The sequence below is a fragment of the Pseudomonas sp. S3(2024) genome (genome assembly GCF_036861315.1).
Lineage (GTDB): Bacteria > Pseudomonadota > Gammaproteobacteria > Pseudomonadales > Pseudomonadaceae > Aquipseudomonas > Aquipseudomonas putida_A.
Map to the genome: position 1 here is coordinate 1 of NZ_JAZAQQ010000009.1, position 19,217 is coordinate 19,217.

Consider the following 19,217-nt stretch of genomic DNA (forward strand, 5'->3'; position numbering starts at 1 on the left):
GCTCGCGAAAGCGGTCTATCAGTCGCCATCAATGTCGAATGGGCTGCCGCCTTCGCGAGCAAGCCCGCTCCCACAGGGGATTCGCTGGTTTAGAAAACGATCTTGACGGCGGGTTTGACGTCGACCCGGGCCGTCGCGCCGGTCAGGTGCGCCAGATCCTTGTTGTGTTCGGCGATGATGTCTTCGGCGCTCATGTTGCCGTTGTCGACGGTGGAGTGAGCGTCCGCGACGAGCACCACGTCGTAGCCCAGTTCGTGCGCCCTGCGCACGGTGGCGTTGACGCAGTAGTCGGTCTGCAGCCCGCAGATGATCAGGCGCTCGAAGTCTTCGCTGGCCAGCAGTTTGCCCAAGTCAGTCTGGTAGAACGAATCAGGGGTGGTTTTGCGTACGCGCAGGTCTTGCGTTGTCGTCAGCAGGCCTTCGGCGAGTTGCCAGCCTTCGGCCCCATGGGCCAGCGGGCTGTCCTTTTCCTCATGCTGAATCAGCACTACCGGCACACCCGCCTCACGCGCACGCGTGCTGAGCTGGTTAATGGTGTCGATCACACGGTGGATGTCGAAGCACTGATACTCGCCCGAGCAGAGAGCCTGTTGGACGTCGATGATCAGCAATGCACTAGACATGATGGGCCTTCCTTGATCGATCCTTGAGACAGGGGACGGAGCCAAGCCCCGCCGCCCTTTTTACGCCGCTCAATAACCCAATGACAACCCGGTATTACGCCGTGGATCGTTGGCCCCGTAGAAACGGTTTTTGCCCACGGGTTTACCGCCCAGCGACGGCGCGCCGACCAGAATCGCGGCGATGTGGTTGGCATCCTGCGGCCCGGCGAACTTGTGGCCCCAGCTCTCGAGGATCTTCTTCGTATCCGGGCTGGCGGCGAAGTCTTCGAGGTTGGTTTCTTCCGGCATCCATTGCTGATGGAAACGCGGCGCGTCGACCGCTTCCTGCAGGCCCATGCCGTAGTCGATGACATTGAGCATGGTCAGCAAGGTCGCGGTGATGATGCGGCTGCCACCCGGTGTACCAACCACCATCACCACTTTGCCGTCCTTGGTGACGATGGTCGGGCTCATCGACGACAGCGGGGTTTTGCCCGGGGCGATGGCATTGGCCTCGCCCTGCACCAGACCGTACATGTTCGGCACGCCGACCTTGGAGGTGAAGTCGTCCATCTCGTCGTTGAGGATCACCCCGGTCTTGCTCGCCATCACCCCGGCGCCGAACCAGTCGTTGAGAGTGTAAGTCACAGACACTGCGTTGCCCCACTTGTCGACGATCGAATAGTGCGTGGTGTTGTTGCCTTCATGCGGGGCGACGCCGGGTTTCAGCTCGGCGGAGATCCCGGCCTTCTGCGGCTGGATCGCATTGCGCAGCTTGGTGGCGTAGTTCTTGTCCAGCAGGTGCTCGATCGGATTCTTCACGAAATCCGGGTCGCCCAGATAGCTGTTGCGGTCCACGTAAGCGTGACGCATCGCTTCGATCTGGTAGTGCATGCCCTGGGCCGAATGGAAGCCCAGATCCTTCATCGGATAGCCTTCGAGAATGTTCATGATCTCGCAGATCACCACCCCGCCGGAGCTTGGCGGTGGCGCCGAAACCACATGGTAGCCACGGTAATCGCACTCCACCGGGGCCAGTTCGCGGGTCTTGTATTTGTCGAGGTCAGCCTGGGTGATGATGCCCTTGTTGGCCTGACTGGACGTGACGATGGCGTCGGCCACCCAGCCTTTATAGAAACCGTCAGCGCCTTTTTCCGAAATGGTGCGCAGGGTTTTCGCCAGATCCTTTTGCACCAGTTTCTGCCCGACCTGCATCGGTTCGCCGTTGTGCAGGAAGATCGAACCGGAATCACGCATGTCCTTCTTGAACACATCGGTGGCGTAGTCCAGCAGATCGACGTCGCCCTGCTCCAGTTCAAAACCGTCCTCAGCCAGTTTGATCGCCGGGGCGATCATGTCCTTGCGCGGTTTGGTGCCGTACTTGCTCAGCGCCAGCTCCATGCCCGACACGGTGCCCGGCACCGCCACGGCGAGGTGACCACGGGTGCTCAGATCCGGGACGACGTTGCCGTCCTTGTCCAGGTACATGTTGGCGGTCGCCGCCAGCGGGGCTTTTTCGCGGAAGTCGAGGAAGGTCTTGCGCCCGTCCGCCAGTTGAATGGTCATGAAACCGCCACCGCCGAGGTTGCCCGCGGCGGGATACACCACCGCCAGCGCATAGCCCACAGCGACCGCCGCATCCACCGCGTTACCGCCGTTTTTCAACACATCGACACCGACATGCGAGGCCAGGTGTTGAGCGGTGACCACCATGCCGTTTTCGGCGGCAACCGGTGCTACGGAAGCGGCGTGGGCCATGAGGCAGCTCAGTGCCAGTGACGTCGCAATCAGCGTTTTGGCCAAAGGTTCGTACTTCATGAGTCGATCTCTTTTTTGTTTTCGGGTTCTGTGCAGAACAGAGGGGAACGCAGCAAAAGCACCAAGCAGTATGGTCGCTATTGCGATTTGCGCCTCCCCGCTCAGGCAGTATGCTGGGCACTCTCGCCGTACCGATCCGGAGTTCTGCCCATGTCGTACACGTTCATCACCCTGCCCTCACCGGTCGGCGAATTGAAGCTGGTTGCGAACGGCTCACGACTGGCGGCCATCCTCTGGGAAAACGACAAACCGGGCCGGGTGCGCCTCGGTCCGATGAGCGAAGCGCCGGACAATCCGCTGCTGCAGCGAACCGCGCAGCAGCTTGAGGAATATTTTGCCGGCCGCCGTGATCGTTTCGATCTGGAGCTGGACTTTGTCGGCACCGAATTTCAGAAGAAGGTCTGGGCGGCGCTGCTGACCATTCCGTTTGGCGAAACCCGCACTTACAGTCAGATCGCCGAGCAGATCGGCAACCCGACGGCGGTGCGTGCAGTGGGCGCGGCGAACGGGCGCAATCCGATTTCGATTGTGGCGCCGTGTCATCGGGTGATCGGCGCGTCGGGGAAGTTGACCGGGTTTGCGGGCGGGCTTGAGGCCAAAGAGCGGTTGCTGACGCTGGAGGGCGGTGACTGGTCTGATGTCGGTAGAACAGGCGACCTGTTTTAACCCTGTAAATGCCATATGTGTGGCGAGGGCGCTTGCTCCCGCTCCAGTGCGCAGCACGGGTAAAAACCTGGGGCCGCTGCGCAGCACAGCGGGAGCAAGCTCCCTCGCCACAATGGATTGACGCTGAATCAGCTGTCGAAAAGATTATTCATCGCCGCATACTGCAACAGCATGATGGTCTTGGCGTCGCAGATCTCGCCGCGCTGAAACGCCGCCAGTGCCTCATCGAAGCGCCACTCCAGCACTTCCAGTTCTTCGGTTTCCTCTTCCAGGCCGCCGCCCTCGCTGACCTTCGACTTCGCGTCGTATTCGGCGATAAAAAAGTGCAGTTTCTCGGTCACCGAGCCGGGGCTCATGTAGGCCTCGAAGACCTTCTTCACCTCATGCACGCGGTAACCGGTTTCCTCTTCGGCCTCGTCGCGGATCCGCTGTTCCGGCGCCGCACCTTCCAGCAGCCCCGCCGCCACTTCGATCAACAAGCCGTCGTGGCCGTTGACGAACACCGGCAAGCGGAATTGGCGGGTCAGCACCACCGTGCGCTTTTCGCGGTTGAACAACAGAATCGCCGCGCCATTGCCACGGTCGTAGACTTCGCGAGTCTGCCGCTGCCAGTCACCGTTGTTGCGTAGATAGTCGAAGGTGATTTTCTGCAACAGATACCAGTCGTGGGACAACACCTGAGTATCGACAATGTTGACCCGCTCGGCTGTCTTGGTCATGACGCCTGTTCCTTGTGCCATCGGAAAACGCCCATAGTCGAATAATCGCGCGCACAAAAAAAGCCCGGCAATGCTGTCGGGCCTGTTTACTGGCGTTCGCGGAGGTTGTCAGAGATCGACCAGGTGCCGGTCGATGCGCTTGAGCACACCTTTGATCAGGTTCATCGCACTGTCGGCGCGAAACGGCAGGTTAAGCGAAGGCTCGCAGATCTCCATTTCCATGATCATTGGCCGACCGTCATAGTCGCGGATCACGTCGACCCGGCCGTAGAGCAACGGCAGCTCAAGCCCGAGCACCTCGGCAGAAGCCACCAGCGCCGATAGCGCCACCGCCTGCTCCTCGGCATCCGCCTCGCGCGGCTGGCGAAATTCGGGGGTCGGCACGTTCACCGTACCGTCCGCCATGAGCATGGCGCCCTTGCGGATGGAATGGCTGAAGGTGTTATCGAAGAAGGTCAGGTCCGTCTCGCCGTAAGTGTCGATGGTGGTGATGTACGGCTGAATGATCACGTGCGAACCGCGCTTTTGCAGCGCGCGAATGTGTGCCAGCGCGGCCTCGGAACCGCCACGGACAAATCTTTTCACCCCGCGCGAATACGAGCCGATCGTCGGTTTGACGACAAATTCGTGGCTGTCGGTGTTCGCGTCGAGGAAGTCAGCCAGATAACCCTCGGGAGCGTCGTCGGGCGCCAGGAATACACTGGGAATAATCGGCACACCGCGCGCAGCAATGTCCTTCAGGTACAACTTGTTCAAGCCCCATCGGGCCACGGACGGCACGTTCAACAGGCAGGTCAGTGCATGCACCTTGTCGCACCAGGCAAAGAATTCGTCGAGGCTTTCAATGCAGTCCCACGGTGAACGGATCAATACGGCGGTATACGCCGCCCAATCGACTGACGGATCGTCCCAGAAACACACATCGGCGTTGATCGACAGTTGCTTGCAGGCTTCCAGCAATGGCGGCATGTCGTAGTCAATGTGCAGGTTCGGCTTATCGGTGACGAGTGCAAGCTTAATCATGAAGAATCCTTTCTACTGGACAGTTGGAAGCAGAAAAACAGCGACGACTCACCAGGGAATCACGCGGTCCTGATGGCGGTAAGTGCCCGTGGGGCCATCGGCACCGATCAATGCCAGCGCGACACTGGTCCGCGCGCCTTCCTGCACATCGAGATCACCGGCGCCGTCATTCATGCCGGTTTTGGTGTAACCGGGGTGCACGGCATTGACCTTGACGGGCGTATCGCGAAGCTCGTAAGCCAGATGAACCGTCCACGAATTCACCCCGCTTTTACTGGCGCTGTAGCCCGGCAAGGATTTGAACATCGGTGAATAGGCGTAAGAATCGACGTCCGTATGGGTGGTGAGCGATGCCAGCAGACTGGATACGTTGACGATGCGTCCGGCCGCAGATTGACGAATCAGCGGCAGACAATGCTGGGTCACCGCGACCATGCCGAACAGGTTGGTTTCAAACGTCTGGCGCCACTGTTGAAGTGGTTGTTGCGAAGGGTTCAACCCGTATGATTCGATACGGATCGCCGCGTTATTGATCAGAATATCCAGTCGACCGAACTTCGCCTCCAGCAATTTGACCGCCGAGGCGATGCTGTCTTCATCCGTGACATCCATCAGGCACGGGAACGCCTTCAGGCCCATGCCGACCAACTCGTCGGCCGCCTGAGCGACAGCCTGATAATTCCTGCCACTGAGTACCACCGTCACGCCCTCGGCGGCCAGTTGTCGCGCCACCTCGAAACCGATGCCACGGTTGGCACCGGTCACCAATGCAACCTTGTCAAAATCGTTCATCGTGCAACTCCAGACAACGCTCCGCCCTGCCCGCAGGAAGGACGGAACCAATACGATTCATGAAATGTTCCAGCAGCGGCCCGAACGCCCGCAGATCGGTCAGAAAGGCGTCGTGGCCGTCCGGGCAATCGAGCCGGACAAAGGTCACCTCGGCACCATCCTGCTCGAGCCCTTGAGCGATGTGCTGCTGTTGCGCGACAGGAAACAGCGTGTCGCTCTCGACGCCGACCACCAGAACCTGCTCCAGCCCGGCAGTCTGAAAACCGCCCTGCGGCGGCGTCAGACAGGCATAAAGATCAATCGCGCGGCTTAGCTGCAGATAACTGTTAGGGTCGAAATCCCGCGCGAATCGCCAGGCATTGGCCTGCAGATAATCCTCGACTTCAAAGTCGTGGGTCATGCCGGCGGATTTCCCCGCCGCCTGATCGCTGCGGCTGAAACGGCGATTCAATTGCGCGCCGGAGCGATAACTCAACAGGCCGATCTTGCGAGCCAGCGTCATGCCATGGATCGGGCGCGCATCCGGCGAATACTCGCCACCGGCCCACAGCGGATCACTGCGGATGGCTTCCCGCTGCAATGAACGCAAGGCTGTGGACACGGGAAGCGAACTGGCCGCGCCGCACAGGTTGATGTGATGCCGGACAAACCCCGGATGCCGGGTCAACAGGGCCAGCGCACACATGCCACCCATCGAAGCGCCGATCAGGCAGGTCACTTGCGCCATGCCCAGCGCTTTCACGGCCATGACGATCGTGTCGACGATGTCTTCGATGCTCAGCTCGGGAAAGCGCGACTGGTAAGGCCTGCCACTCGCCCGCTCGGTGGACAGCGGCCCCGTCGAGCCCTTGCAACCCCCCAGATAGTTGAAACAGATCACATACCAGCGGTCTGTATCGATCGGCTTGCCTGAACCGGCAAAGTCCTCCCACCAGCCCGCCTCAGGATCGCGAGCGACACTGCAGACGTGGCTGTTGGCGGACATGCCGGGCAGCACCAGGACGATGTTGTCGCGACGATCATTCAGTTGCCCGAACGTCTCATACGTCAGCCTGAAATCTTCCAGTACACCTCCACGATGCATTGGAAACGGGCGCGCGAACTCGATGTAATCTGCTGCCGGAAGAGTTTCCACCATGATGCTAATCCCTTAGAGCGCCTGCTTCGCCAAGTAACCGGTTGCCTGTTATGGCTCGAGCGACTGCAACCAGTCATCGTCGGAACCTTCGGCGATGCCATCCATCAGGAAGGTCGAGAGATAACGTTCACCGGTATCCGGCAGCATGGCCAGCAGCACCGAACCGGACGCTGCGGTCTCGGCAACCTTCAACGCTGCGGCGACCGAGGCGCCCGAAGAAATGCCGACGAAGATCCCCTCCTCCCTGGCCAGGCGCTGCGAAGTGTCACGTGCTTCGTACTCGTTCACGGTCAGGACTTTGTCGATGACGGTCTTGTCCATGATGGTCGGCGTGAAGTTGGGCGCGAGTCCCTGAATCTGGTGCACGCCCCAGGTGCCGCCCGACAGCAACGCAGCATTTTCCGGTTCTGCGGCAACGATCTGCACGGCGGGTCGCGCGACTCGCAGCATCTGGCCAACGCCGGTCAGTGTGCCGCTGGTGCCGAAACCGGTGACAAAGTAGTCCAGGCGTTTACCGGCGAAATCACCGAGGATTTCGGTGGCGGTGGTTTCGCGGTGATAGGAAGGGTTGGCCGGGTTATCGAATTGTCGCGATCTGAACCAGCCAAACTTCTGCGCCAGTTCATCGGCAATCTGGTTGCCGCCGCTGCTGCCCAGGTGAGCAGGAAACAGCAGAACCTTGCCGCCATAGGCACGAATCAGCTTGCGCCGTTCGATCGAGTAACTGTCGGACATGATCGCCACGAAGTTATAGCCGCGCGCCGCGGCAACCATCGCCAACGCAATGCCGACGTTGCCGGAGGTGCATTCGGCGATCGTATCGCCAGGCTTCAACAGGCCTCTGGCTTCGGCGTCGAGTACCACAGCCAGCGCCAGCCGGTCCTTGACCGAACCACCTGGGTTGAACGACTCGACCTTCACATAAATGCTGACGTGTTCCGGGGCGAGCCTTTGCAGCTTGACGATTGGCGTACGGCCGATCATGTCCAGAATGCTTTCATACAACGGCATGAGCGAGTTCTCCATCAAATACGAATTCAGCAGGGCCGGAGAGGTACATCGCGGACAAGTCACTCTCCCATGTCACTTCAAGGGTTCCGCCGGGCAGTTCGACATCGACCGAGCGGTCGACCCGCCCGGCCCGCGCCAGCACCGCGACCGCCGCGCAGGCACCGCTGCCGCAGGCCAGCGTCTCGCCTGCGCCGAATTCGTAGACCTTGAGTTTTATCCTGTTGCGCGATTGCAGCTGTACAAACCCGACGTTGACGTCAGGGGAGAAATACCCGGAGTTTTGCAGGGCACTGCCGACAGTTGGAATCTCATACTGATCACGCTCGGCTTCGATCACCGCGTGCGGGTTGCCCATCGATACCGCCGAACACGCCAGGTGTTGCCCGGCGAGTTCGAGTTGATAAGCCGACTGCACCTGGTCGAAGCCGAACACCGGGATGGCGGCGGGCGAGAAATTCGGTGCGCCCATGCTGATCTGATAGTTGCCGTCCTCCATGACCCGGACCCGGTGGGTACCGGAGGGACTGTCGAGGGTGAACTCGGACGCCTCCGTCAGGCCTGCCCGAACCAGCCATGCGGCGACACACCGCGCGCCGTTGCCGCATTGCCGGGAGGACTCGCCCTGCGCCGTCCAGATATCGAACGAGGCCACGGACGATGGATTGCGCGCCGCCTTGACGCCCAGGACCATATCGGCGCCGATACCTTTATGGCGGTTAGCCAGGTACTTGCACAATTCGCGCGACGGATCCTGCGCATCACGCAGATCGAGAATGATCATGTCATTGCCCGCACCGTGCATCTTGCTGAAACGCAGCCGGTCAGCAGCAGGCGGTTTATGCATGGCACACACTCGCCTCAAGACACGCTTTGGAGAGGAGCGGGTCAACGATATCGATGATGCACTGGGTCGCACGCTGTGCCGTCGCCGCATCGCAGGAGGCGTTGAACTCGGCGATTTCCAGGCCGACGATCTGCTCCAGCGGAATTGCTCCCAGGATCGCCGCGAGCTGTTGCGGCAGCAGACCGTCAGGCACTGCGTAGTCAGCGGGCACGTAGCCAGGCTCAAGAGAGTCCCAATCGATGTGCACCCAGACCTTCGATTGGCCGATCGCGCTGCGCACCGCTTCGGCGGTTGCCTGCTGCGGGGAAAGCGTGCGCACATTATTGGCGCTCAGCAGACGCTGCTCTTGCCCGTCGATGTCACGCGCGCCGACCAGAATGACGTTCTCCGCACGCACGCCGGCGCCACAGCCGCTGTCCCAGAGGCCACATAATGCCGACACCACCATCCCGCCCAGGTAGCCCGTGTCAGTGGTCGTCGGAATATTGAAGTCACCATGGGCATCGACCCACACCAGACAAAGGTCCGGGTAATGTCTGGCAACCGCAGGTACGCTGCCCAGGCTGGCCGGGCAGGTGCCGTTGATGACCACTGTGAGTTGCTGCTCCTCTACCGCACAGGCCACGGCGCGATGCAGCGAATCGATCTGCTCACGTCCTGCCGGCAGACTGACTGTCCAGTCATCGGCCGCCGGCTCGCAGCTGCCGTCACCGATATACAGCGGCGCTACACCGTACTTTGCTTCAAGTGCCGACGCGGCCTTCAACGCGCCGATACGGGTAAATGCCGTGCGGTCTGCCACTCTGCCGTTGGATACAATCAACTTGAACATCAGGCTTCCTCTTTATTTTCATGGCTGGAATGTTTGAACGGGCAAACATCGGTGCGCTCTGCATTTTCTTCAATCAAACCGTATTGCCACCACTCTTTGGCGTCAGAGCCGAAGCCGCCCAATTGCAAGGCGTGGGGCACCGAATCATATTTAAGGATGCGTTTGCGAATATTGGCGCGAACATTACGTCCGCCCACGGTATCGCCGGCAAATACATCGAAGCGTTCACGCGGATTAATGACCAACGCAAATCTCGACCCGAGGTTTCTGCTCTTGCGAAGTTTGTGTGCGGGAGAACTCATATTCACAAACAGTTGCATTCCCGCGAAGCACATCGACCAGAACGGTGACTCCGGGTCGACATCGACGCTGTCCGGCCACGGGCTTTCATCCAGCCAGTGCAGGCTCTGCAGCACGCCCCACCCGGCGGCCTGATACTCCTGCGCGGTACTCGCCGATATCGCATCGGTTGAAAAGAACACGATGAGCGGATAAGCGTCCTCGATTGAACCACTCCATGTTCTGGAAAGCGTTACATACTCTTTTAACCCTTCAGCCAGTTTCGCCAGCCCTTGAGCATCCAGAGTGTCGACAAATACAAACTTGATCGAAGACTTCTTGAATGCATTCTTGGAAAAGATGCAGGGAAAGTCGGACCCTGCTCCAAGTCGCTCTTCCAGTTCATTCAAGGCCTCTTTCTCCCAATCGGACCCATGATGATTAACCTCATCCTGAGAAAGCATGACCCGATAAGAAACCTGCGCATCAAAGTTCCGCATACTCATTCCTTTATGCTGCACAACTTAGAGAGATGGCCGAGTGTGGCATCCAGCCGTCTGGCACTTTGCGCTGTCACACCTGCCACGAACTTACGTCAGGCATGACAACTTGCTTACTTGATCTGCGTCTGGAATCAGAAGACCGGCCACAGGTCCCGGGCGTTATTCGCCACTCGACGAACGCTCAGGTTGTTGACTGACCTGCTGCTGATGAATCGATGAATCCGCGCCATGGCGTCTTCGATGTCCGGCAGTGCCGGCAACGTGACCACGCGGAAATGGTCGGGCGCGGGCCAGTTGAACGCGGTTCCCTGGACCACCAGCAGCTTTTCCGACATCAACAGCTCGAGGACAAACTTCTCGTCATCCTTGATCGGGCAAATTTTCGGATCGATCCTTGGAAACGCGTACAGCGCGCCCATCGGCTTGACGCAACTGACGCCGGGAATAGCGTTGAGCAGTTCATGCACCCGGTTGCGCTGTTCGAGCAGGCGCCCCTGAGGCAAGACCAGGTCATTGATACTCTGGTAACCCCCCAGCGCGGTCTGGATCGCATGCTGGGCCGGAACGTTGGCGCACAGGCGCATGTTCGCCAGCATGTCGATGCCTTCGATGTAGCCGGCGGCATGCTGCTTCGGCCCGGAAATCACCAGCCAGCCAGAGCGGAACCCGGCCACCCGGTACGACTTGGACAACCCGTTGAAGGTCAGGCACAGCAGGTCCGGCGCCAGCGAGGCGGTGCTGATGTGCACAGCTTCGTCGTAGAGAATCTTGTCGTAGATCTCGTCGGAGAACACCACCAGATTGTGCTGGCGCGCGATCTCCAGCATTCCCAGCAGCACGTCTCGCGGATACACCGCACCGGTGGGATTGTTGGGGTTGATGATCACCAGCGCTCGGGTGTTGGGGGTGATTTTGGCCCGTATGTCATCGAGGTCCGGCCACCAGTCCTGCTGCTCGTCGCACCTGTAGTGCACCGCATTGCCCCCGGCAAGACTCACCGCGGCGGTCCACAACGGATAATCCGGAGCAGGCACCAGCACTTCGTCGCGGTTGTTCAGCAGCGCCTGCAGTGACATCACAATAAGCTCGGAGACGCCATTGCCCAGGTAGATATCGTCGACGCCGACGCCCTCGATCTGCTTCTGCTGACAGTACTGCATGACGGCCTTGCGGGCGCTGAACAAGCCTTTGGAGTCACTGTAACCTTGCGCCGTCGGCAAATTACGGATCACATCCTGGAGTATCTCGTCGGGCGCCTCGAAACCGAAGGGCGCGGGATTGCCGATATTCAACTTGAGAATGCGCTGGCCGTCCTCCTCCATCTTTCTGGCCTGCTCCAGTGCCGGGCCACGAATGTCATAACACACACTGTTCAACTTCAGCGATTTCAGATACTGCACGACTACACATCCTTGTTTTTTTTATCAGGGTCGCAGCAACAGCAAACTCAGGTCCGAGAGACTGCCTTCAACTGTTCTTCCGGGGACTTCGACAGTGCCCGCGACATATTCAGGAAAACGAACAACACGACCATCGGAATGGCGATAAACAGTGCCAGGCCACGAACGCCCAGTTCGGAAAAGGAACTGACCAGCAAACCGTAACCGGCCCCCGCCGCCATCTGGAAAAAGAAAAACTGCCCGGAGGAAATACCGATATCGCGACTGACACTCTTCAATAGCCCGGCCTGAGTCGCGGGAATCACCATCCCGACCGACAACAGAATGAACACCATCGGAATCAGCAGCGCCGGCAGCACACTGCCAAACACCGACAGCAGAATGCCCAGCAACATGCACCCGGCCATGCCTACCCTGCTTCCAAGCAGCAGGATCTCGTTCAACGCCCACCTGGCGCTCAATGCTCGCGCCAACGTACTGCCAATCACATAACCGACGGCGCACAGGGAGATCACCGCGCCGTAACCCAGGCTGGACATGCCCAGTTCCGTCTGCAACGCATAAGTCGAACAGGACAGGAACACGAAGTAACTCATCCACACCAGACTGATGCCGGCGGCATAAGCCAGATAATCCGCATTTCTGAAGTTGGCGGCATAAACGGCAATGATGCTGCGCCCCGTCGAATCCGATGCCCCCGGAGAGGTGTCGACCTGCCAGAAAAGCACCAATGCCGCGAGATTGAAGATCCCCACGCCGCCCATCATCCAGCGCCATCCGAGCGAAGGTAACAACATGCCGCCGAGCAACGGTGCGATACACGGCGTGAGCGCTATCGCCGAGGCAAGGGTGGTGAGAATTCGCAGGCGTTTGCTTTCCGGATAATCGGATTTCACGATCAGCCTGGTGGTTACGGTCCCTACACACCCTCCGAGGGCCTGCATGAAACGCGCAACCGCAAACAGGTAAAAGGAGTCCGAGAACGCTGCAAGCAGGCACCCGGCAGCACAAATCAGCAACCCCGAAAGCTGTACACGACGGGCTCCGATACGATCGGCAAGAATCCCCGCCAATACCACGGACAACGCATACCCGATCATGTAAACAACAAACGTTTCCTGAATCGCCTCATGGGGGACTCGAAACTCCTCCGCCAGTTTTGCAACGGTGGGCGTCATCAGACCGAGTCCGAGCTGCGGCACGATTACGGCCGACAACAACGCTGCAGGTAACAGGATTCCGGGGCGGCTGGATTTCACGCAGAAAGCTCCTTGAGGTATTGATCAGGCGTCAGCAAATGCGGCAGAACCCGGTCGATCTGACGTGTGATCATGGCCAGTGAACTAGTGTAGTAATGGTTACCGGCAGCCAGTTGGCCCAAGGCATAAATAGCGTCGCTGGCCTTGCCACTGCGGTCGATGACCTTGTGCGAGCCGAATGACACGTGCAGTCCACCAAACGGATGGTGCTGAGCGACGCCATTGTTGACCATCGAAGACACCAGCTCGGTACCGGTCTGCCCGACACCACCGGTTTCTGATCGAGTGGCGTTGATGACCCAGTCGGCATGACAGGCGCCTGCCTGGTAATTCAGGACGAAACCGCCACCGGGACTCAGTTCCACGCCCTTCAGGCCAGGACGAATCACGAGGTGTCCGGATTCGAGCATGTTGCGCAACTTGTTGGCCGTTGCCGGAGGCATCGGGTTGCACAGGCTCATGAAAATCGAGTGATAGTTGGCCATGTAATAACTGCGATCGCCCGCACTCAGGCTGTCCCAGGCCAGCTCGACGTAGTCGTTGGCAATATCAATCAGGATGGACAGCCACTTTTCGCCACGGGCCGATGCTTGAAGATGGCGCTCCAGCCGCTCGAACGGCAGTTGACCTGGCGCCAGTTCAGCCTTGAGCTTCTCCAGATCCACGCCTTGGGCTGTCAGTTCGAAGGTGATCAGGCCAAGCCATTTCGACCACGAGATCATCCCCGCTTCATCACGCAGCTCTTCGATACGTTCGCGGGTGATGACCTTGTAAGTGAAGTCGTGATGCGGCATGCGCACCGCTGGCAGCAGCGCATTGCGCGACAGCATGACGATCTTGCCGCGGTGTCCCTGGGCATTCAGGGCCAGGACTGCATCGACAGCAGAGAGGCTGGAACCAATGATCGCCACCTGATCGTCGCCGCCAATCGCGGAAAACCTGGTCCACATCGGATACGGATTGCCGATGTAATTCTGGGAACAGGCCAATGAGAAGATATCCGCCGGTTCAGCGGTACCGATGCACAGAATCACCCGGTCGAACACTTGTTGCGGCCCGTTTTCGACACCGACGACCGCTTTGTCATCGTGCATTGTCAGGCTGGTGACCTTTTGCCCGATCACTCGAATCGGCCGCTTGAGGTCGCGCGCCAGCGCCACTTGCTCGGCAAAACAATCGGACAGGTACTCACCAAAATAGTGACGGGGCAAGAAATCAAGTTGCGCCAGTGCACTTCCATATTTATGAGTGACCCATCCTACAAAGTGCCGGGGATCGTCACTTTTCACGGACATGAATCGGGCCTGGCGATTAATCAATCCATAATCACCATCGTTTTGATAAGCGCGACCTGGACCTATTTTCTTGTCAGGCTCATAGAGGGTAATTGCAACATCCATATTTTTCAGCTTAACGTCGCGCTGCAACGCATCAATTACACTAATCGCTGTTGCACCCCCTCCGACTATCGCAATCTTTAGTTGCGGCTCGCGATGATTAGTCTTATTGAGTGTTGACAGTTTTTCAAAAGCAGTCATTGCCGACGATATCCCTATACCAATCCAGTTTCTCTTGACCCCAATGACTCGCGCGCCACCCCTCAACGCGTTAGCTTGAGCGGCGTTGAGCGTATTTGTATGCCGCGCTAAGATGAAGATCCATTAAATGGATTTTGGTGTGTACCACTATGACCAGAGGTAAGCGGCCAGTTGGCCTCGACCTAGTCTTGCCGTTCGAATTGACCGAACATTCGCTGTCCACCAAACATCAGCTTCTGTGCCGTTTCCTTGAACACCTGATCAGTTCCGGTCGGCTCCAATCCGGCGAAGCGCTGCCCTCCACGCGTACGCTTGCGCAAAGATGGGGAGTTTCCCGAGGGACTCTGGAAACTGTTTTCGATCAATTGCGCGAAGAAGGTTTCATCATTCGCAAGCGAGGTGCCGGCTCGGTGGTCTGCGCAACATTGCCGGATAATCTGATCGCCGCCGCCAGAACTAAGGAACTGCAAGTCGAACTTGATACTCACCGGTCATCCGATTCACCTGCTCCCATTACTTATTTACAGCCTTATGTACCGTTTATTGCCAGACTGGCCGATCCGGGATTGCTCGAAGAAAAAGATGTAAAGTCGTTATGCACACCTTCCGCCAAAGACCTCGCCACCGCAGTATCGGCCTCGTCACTCGGCGGTGACGAGAACTTGCGCAAGTCCATTTGCGACCATATCCAGATCTACCGGGGAATTGACTGCTCACCTCAGGACATCGTGATTACCCACGGCATCAGGCACTGTCTTGACCTCATCAGCAGATTATTGGGAAAAGAGGCCGTCGTTGCCATGGAAGATCCCGGCTATTACTGGGCCCGGCGGATATTCAATTGTTCCGGCAACACAATCATCGATATTCCAGTGGACGATGCAGGTCTGATCGTTGAAGCGTTGTCACCCGCCAGTCCGGTTCAGGCCATTTATGTCACGCCCTCTCACCAGGCTCCTTTGGGTGTCTGCATGAGCATGGCACGCCGCAAGGCCCTGCTGGCCTCGGCGACCGCAGCCAATGCGATCATCATCGAGGACGACTACGACAGCGAGTACAACTATGGCAGTGCTCCTCTGCCCGCCATCAAATCAATAGATACAAACGACCGGGTGATTTTCTGCGGCAGCTTCAATAAAACCCTGTTCAGCAACTTTCGTCTGGGCTTCATGGTCATTCCCAAACATTTACAGAAGAAAGTCATCAACCTCATCGAAGACACCGGCCAGACGCCCGGCATACTGGGTCAGCTCGCACTCAACCAGTTTCTCTGCACCGGAAAATATGTACGGCATTTGCGCATCTCGCGACAGACGTATCAACATCGACGCGATTTGCTGATCTCAAAGCTGCGAGAAAACCCTGATCTGCAGATTTCCGGCGAGCAATCCGGATTACATTTTGTACTCTGGTTACCCGCAGACATTGATGAAAGAGAATTCTGCGCACGGGCTGCCCTCTTCAATCTTTGCCTGCAACCGGTATCCGCATTCACCAGCAGTCACGCGGTCAAACCTGGCGTGCTGATTGGCTACGCGGCGCTTTCCGATACGCAGATCAATCAGGCGGCTGCCTGCTTGCTGGATCTCGTCAAGTCATTCACTCAATGTATCGAGCGCGTCCCGATCGGATAAACAACCCGCTCCGCTATGACTCACATCCGGGCATTGTTTGCCTGGCCCACGCAAAAAAGCCCGGCAGCGCTACCGGGCTCTTTAATTGCTGCTAACGGGCGACGCGCGACAACGTGTCATCCGTTTCCTGTGCCGCTGTTTTCGCTCCGTGAATCAGCGGTCCATAACGCCGACTGAATTCCCAGCCATACGGCACGCGATCCTTGCTGACGCCGTTGTCCCAGTTTACCGACCAGGTCATCAGGCCCTTGATCGGCAGCCCTTTGATCGCCAGACGTTTGAGCGCATTGCCGACGGCGGTGCTGTCGATCACGTAACCGGTGGCCGCCGCATCGACGTTGGCCGGCAGGCCGATGACGAATTTGTCCGCCGGGATTTTGGTGAAGCCCCGGGTGCCGGTCACCAGACTTTCGGTCAGGTAATAGAGGAAGTCCTCTTTCAGCGCATCATTGTTCTGCGCGATCCACGCACCATTGCCATTATTGGCTTCCGGTACCCAGACCCCGTCGCCGCCCTGGTTGTAGAACTGCGGCGCGATGAAGTCGTAATAGCCTTCCAGTGCCTGCAGGTATCCGACGTATTTGCCGTTGGTGGTCAGGTACGGAAACTCCGGGGCCATGCTGATGATGAAGTGCTTGCCCTGGCCTGCGTAGTGATCCTTGACCAGTTTCAGCGCGGCCGGCAGCACGGTCTTGTTGGCGGCGAAATCAATCGCGCTCTGTTCAAGATCGATGTCCAGCCCATCGAAGCCGTAGGTTTCCACCAGACGGATAATCTCATTGGCCAGTGGTTGTTCCTGTCCGGCCCGCAACTCGATGTGCGCATCGGCGCCACCCAGGGACAAGAGCACCGCCCGCCCCTGGCTGTTGAGCACGCCGACCTGACGCCGGAACTCGGCATCGGAGACGTTGTACGGCTTGAAGGTTGGAATCCCGCTGCCCTTCATGAACGCCACCGCGACCACGTTGTACTCCTTGGGCACCGCTTCCAGAGCGATTTCGGCGAAGCGGCCCTGACGATAGCCGTCACTTGGACCCGCCGGCCAGTTGTGCCAGAAGCCCATGAGTATTTTTTTGCCGGCGATGCTCGGCATCAGCGCGGCCGCGTCGGCCGCCTGGTTTTGCACTAGCGTGAAGTCGATATTTGACATGTTCTAATCCTTCAGAACCTGTGGGTTGAGCGTAACGCCGTTATTTGAAGTCGACGTCGAACGCCTGATAGAACGCGTTGCCGGTGTTGGCGACGATCCACATCAGCACGATGACGTGACGGCCCTTTTTGGTGGCCGGCAATTTCACCGAATGATTGACCTTGGCCTTCAATTCCCCCGGATAGCTGTAATACGGCACTTGAGTGTAGAAGTCTTCGGCGAAAGGCTGCGCTTCGAGTTGTGCACGGGAAATGCGCTGTTTCGGATCCCAGCCATCCTTGGTGATCAGCCAGCGATAACCACGGGTGGTGTGTGGCGCGGTGTATTCCCACTTCACTTCCAGCGTCTGGCCCGGGGTGACACTGAGCAGTGGCCAGCTGAACGGACGATTGAGCTTTTTGCTCATTTCCTCGTCGGTGAAGTTCACGCAGTCACGGGCATCGGTCTTGCCACCGCTGAGGATGTAACCGTCGGCGGGCGGCGTGACACTGTCACTGTCGCTGCCATAGGGAGCAGGAAAAGGCCCTGCCGTCAGCGCCGGGAAGTTCTTGCCGCCTTCCATTTCGTTGACCTGCCAGGCACCGAGCAATCCTTGCTCGATGGCTACCGCACCGCGGCTGGCTGGAGAGGTGACGCGACCGTGTCGCAGTTGGGTTTGAGCTTGTGGTTGATTCATGTTTTTCACTCCGTTGATTTAAGAACTCTCCTGTCCGAGGAGAGGCCTTCAAGCTAACGGAGGTGGTTTTTTTGTCCATCGGCGGTTTTGTCGCAGTCAATCGGCGTCTCAAGTCAAAAACGCCGAAAATACTGGATGAATATACAGCTTATTACGACAAGACCCACCCAACGCATGGCCAAAGGCCTACACGCCGACACTGCAAAAACTGGCATTCAGTACTCATGGCAGTTGCGCCTGGTACTCCTTTTCGTACTGGCCAGCGAGTTGTTCCTTTTGCTTGTCATCGAGCAATTTGCCGGCCATCTGGAAGAACTTTTGCTCTTCTTCCTTGAGATGGTGATGGACTTTGTCCGAGAGCTTCTTCGCCGTTGCCAGCCACGCCGGGCTGGACATCTCGGTCTCGTCCAGCTCTTCCATCATCTCGTCCATTTCATGGTGCTCGGAAATGGCGTGGCGACTGAGGTCAACACCGTTGTCGAATTCCATCAGCGGGATGTAGAAGTGGCGTTCTTCGGCGGTTTCGTGGGCCTGCAGCTCGGCTTTCAGCTGTTTATAGGCTTCAACCCGCTCCGGGGTGTCGCCGCTGGTTTCGACCAGGGCTTTGGCGTAACTGCGCTGGCGGTCGTGGCTTTCGCGAAGGGCTTCGAAAATATTCATGGGGGATCCTCATCAACCGCGTTCGGAATGACGCTGTAAAAGCTAGACCCCGGCGCGACAGCGGCGGTTCCAAAGGGATGAGGAAGGACTTGGAAGACGCTCCCCGGGCAGGATAGGCTGGCGGTTCATCTCACAAGGAAGTTGCACATGACGTTGCGAATCGAGCTGTCGCAGAACCCTACGGAAGAACAGCGCAAAGCCATTCTCGAGCCTTTGATTGCGTATAACGACGCCCGGACCGGTGGTTCCACATCTGAACCTTTCGCCCTGCTGGTGCGCGATGAACACGACGCGATTCTCGGCGGTTTGTACGGCCGGGTGATCTTCCAGTGGATGTACATCGAGTTGCTGTGCGTCCCGGAACAGGGTCGCGGGCAACGCATCGGCTCGGAACTGATGGCCATGGCGGAAAATCTGGCCAAGGAGAAGAACTGCCTCGGCATCTGGCTGGACACCTTCGACTTTCAGGCGCCGGCGTTCTACGAGAAGCTGGGATTCAGCCAGTTTGGCGAGATCGTTGATTACCCGCCGGGGCATAGCCGGCATTATTTCCAGAAGCGCTTGATCGGTTGAATTCATTGGCCTCATCGCGAGCAGGCTCACTCCTACAGGATCGGTGGCAAACACAAATCCAGTGTGGGAGCCAGCCTGCTGGCGATAACGGCAGCCGCTT

17 protein-coding genes and 2 pseudogenes are annotated in these 19,217 nt (G+C 58.4%); 3 read left to right on the forward strand and 16 right to left on the reverse strand.

All coding sequences use genetic code 11. From position 1 onward, the window contains the following. Nucleotides 1–89: 89 nt before the first annotated feature. Together VLA07_RS21280 and ggt are read right to left on the reverse strand one after the other, a co-directional pair. Nucleotides 90–623 (reverse strand): cysteine hydrolase family protein, encoded by a 534-nt coding sequence (locus VLA07_RS21280; RefSeq protein WP_330206860.1) that lies wholly within the window; start codon nucleotides 621–623, stop codon nucleotides 90–92. A 69-nt stretch (nucleotides 624–692) separates the two neighbouring features. Then, nucleotides 693–2,420 (reverse strand): gamma-glutamyltransferase, encoded by a 1,728-nt coding sequence (gene ggt / locus VLA07_RS21285; protein WP_027614698.1) that lies wholly within the window; start codon nucleotides 2,418–2,420, stop codon nucleotides 693–695. 150 nt (nucleotides 2,421–2,570) lie between these two features. Between ggt and VLA07_RS21290 the strand changes: the two genes are divergently transcribed. Then, entirely contained in the window at nucleotides 2,571–3,086 is a 516-nt protein-coding gene (locus tag VLA07_RS21290) for a methylated-DNA--[protein]-cysteine S-methyltransferase (RefSeq protein ID WP_330206862.1), read from the forward strand. Nucleotides 3,087–3,214: 128 nt separating this feature from the next. Here the strand turns inward: VLA07_RS21290 and VLA07_RS21295 are convergent, their stop codons facing one another. The 11 genes and pseudogenes from VLA07_RS21295 to VLA07_RS21345 form a co-directional block, all read right to left on the reverse strand. Next, nucleotides 3,215–3,805, reverse strand: coding sequence for an NUDIX domain-containing protein (locus VLA07_RS21295; RefSeq protein WP_096795624.1), 591 nt, complete (start codon nucleotides 3,803–3,805; stop codon nucleotides 3,215–3,217). A gap of 108 nt (nucleotides 3,806–3,913) precedes the next feature. Continuing rightward, nucleotides 3,914–4,828, reverse strand: a complete 915-nt coding sequence (locus VLA07_RS21300; protein WP_333991212.1) for an ATP-grasp domain-containing protein — start codon at nucleotides 4,826–4,828, stop codon at nucleotides 3,914–3,916. A gap of 48 nt (nucleotides 4,829–4,876) precedes the next feature. Then, nucleotides 4,877–5,620, reverse strand: a complete 744-nt coding sequence (locus VLA07_RS21305) for an SDR family oxidoreductase (protein WP_247268628.1) — start codon at nucleotides 5,618–5,620, stop codon at nucleotides 4,877–4,879. Beyond that, nucleotides 5,607–6,758 carry a homoserine O-acetyltransferase MetX gene (metX, locus tag VLA07_RS21310; protein WP_081730311.1) on the reverse strand — a complete coding sequence of 384 codons (1,152 nt, stop codon included), beginning with the start codon at nucleotides 6,756–6,758 and terminating at the stop codon, nucleotides 5,607–5,609. Before metX ends, VLA07_RS21305 begins: the two co-directional genes overlap by 14 nt. 48 nt (nucleotides 6,759–6,806) lie before the next feature. Then, nucleotides 6,807–7,769, reverse strand: a complete 963-nt coding sequence (cysK, locus tag VLA07_RS21315; RefSeq protein ID WP_333991215.1) for a cysteine synthase A — start codon at nucleotides 7,767–7,769, stop codon at nucleotides 6,807–6,809. After that, nucleotides 7,756–8,613 carry a diaminopimelate epimerase gene (gene dapF / locus VLA07_RS21320; protein WP_333991217.1) on the reverse strand — a complete coding sequence of 286 codons (858 nt, stop codon included), beginning with the start codon at nucleotides 8,611–8,613 and terminating at the stop codon, nucleotides 7,756–7,758. Before dapF ends, cysK begins: the two co-directional genes overlap by 14 nt. Beyond that, nucleotides 8,606–9,445 (reverse strand): arginase family protein, encoded by an 840-nt coding sequence (locus VLA07_RS21325; RefSeq protein WP_049827968.1) that lies wholly within the window; start codon nucleotides 9,443–9,445, stop codon nucleotides 8,606–8,608. Before VLA07_RS21325 ends, dapF begins: the two co-directional genes overlap by 8 nt. Beyond that, nucleotides 9,445–10,224 carry a YqcI/YcgG family protein gene (locus VLA07_RS21330; protein ID WP_333991218.1) on the reverse strand — a complete coding sequence of 260 codons (780 nt, stop codon included), beginning with the start codon at nucleotides 10,222–10,224 and terminating at the stop codon, nucleotides 9,445–9,447. The genes VLA07_RS21325 and VLA07_RS21330 overlap by 1 nt, the downstream gene beginning before the upstream one ends. 209 nt (nucleotides 10,225–10,433) lie before the next feature. Then, nucleotides 10,434–11,627 (reverse strand): annotated as a pseudogene (locus VLA07_RS21335) (pyridoxal phosphate-dependent aminotransferase); the annotation flags it as partial. A 47-nt stretch (nucleotides 11,628–11,674) separates the two neighbouring features. Then, entirely contained in the window at nucleotides 11,675–12,886 is a 1,212-nt protein-coding gene (locus VLA07_RS21340) for an MFS transporter (protein ID WP_333991220.1), read from the reverse strand. After that, nucleotides 12,883–14,424 carry an FAD/NAD(P)-binding protein gene (locus VLA07_RS21345; protein WP_333991222.1) on the reverse strand — a complete coding sequence of 514 codons (1,542 nt, stop codon included), beginning with the start codon at nucleotides 14,422–14,424 and terminating at the stop codon, nucleotides 12,883–12,885. The genes VLA07_RS21340 and VLA07_RS21345 overlap by 4 nt, the downstream gene beginning before the upstream one ends. 188 nt (nucleotides 14,425–14,612) lie before the next feature. Here VLA07_RS21345 and pdxR point away from each other — a divergent pair, with 188 nt between their 5' ends. After that, complete coding sequence (gene pdxR, locus VLA07_RS21350; protein WP_333991224.1) at nucleotides 14,613–16,058, forward strand: MocR-like pyridoxine biosynthesis transcription factor PdxR; 1,446 nt, start codon at nucleotides 14,613–14,615, stop codon at nucleotides 16,056–16,058. A gap of 127 nt (nucleotides 16,059–16,185) precedes the next feature. Here pdxR and VLA07_RS21355 read toward each other — a convergent pair. The 3 genes and pseudogenes from VLA07_RS21355 to VLA07_RS21365 form a co-directional block, all read right to left on the reverse strand. Then, a pseudogene (locus VLA07_RS21355) lies at nucleotides 16,186–17,208 on the reverse strand (chitinase); the annotation flags it as partial. Nucleotides 17,209–17,248: 40 nt separating this feature from the next. Next, nucleotides 17,249–17,884: a lytic polysaccharide monooxygenase auxiliary activity family 9 protein gene (locus VLA07_RS21360; RefSeq protein ID WP_027614688.1), complete on the reverse strand. Its 636-nt coding sequence runs from the start codon at nucleotides 17,882–17,884 to the stop codon at nucleotides 17,249–17,251. A 222-nt stretch (nucleotides 17,885–18,106) separates the two neighbouring features. Then, a complete protein-coding gene (locus VLA07_RS21365) occupies nucleotides 18,107–18,544 on the reverse strand; it encodes a hemerythrin domain-containing protein (RefSeq protein ID WP_027614687.1) in 438 nt (145 codons plus the stop codon). 147 nt (nucleotides 18,545–18,691) lie between these two features. On the opposite strand from VLA07_RS21365, the gene VLA07_RS21370 reads away from it, so the two are divergent. Continuing rightward, a complete protein-coding gene (locus VLA07_RS21370) occupies nucleotides 18,692–19,117 on the forward strand; it encodes a GNAT family N-acetyltransferase (RefSeq protein WP_098968166.1) in 426 nt (141 codons plus the stop codon). Nucleotides 19,118–19,217: the final 100 nt, after the last annotated feature.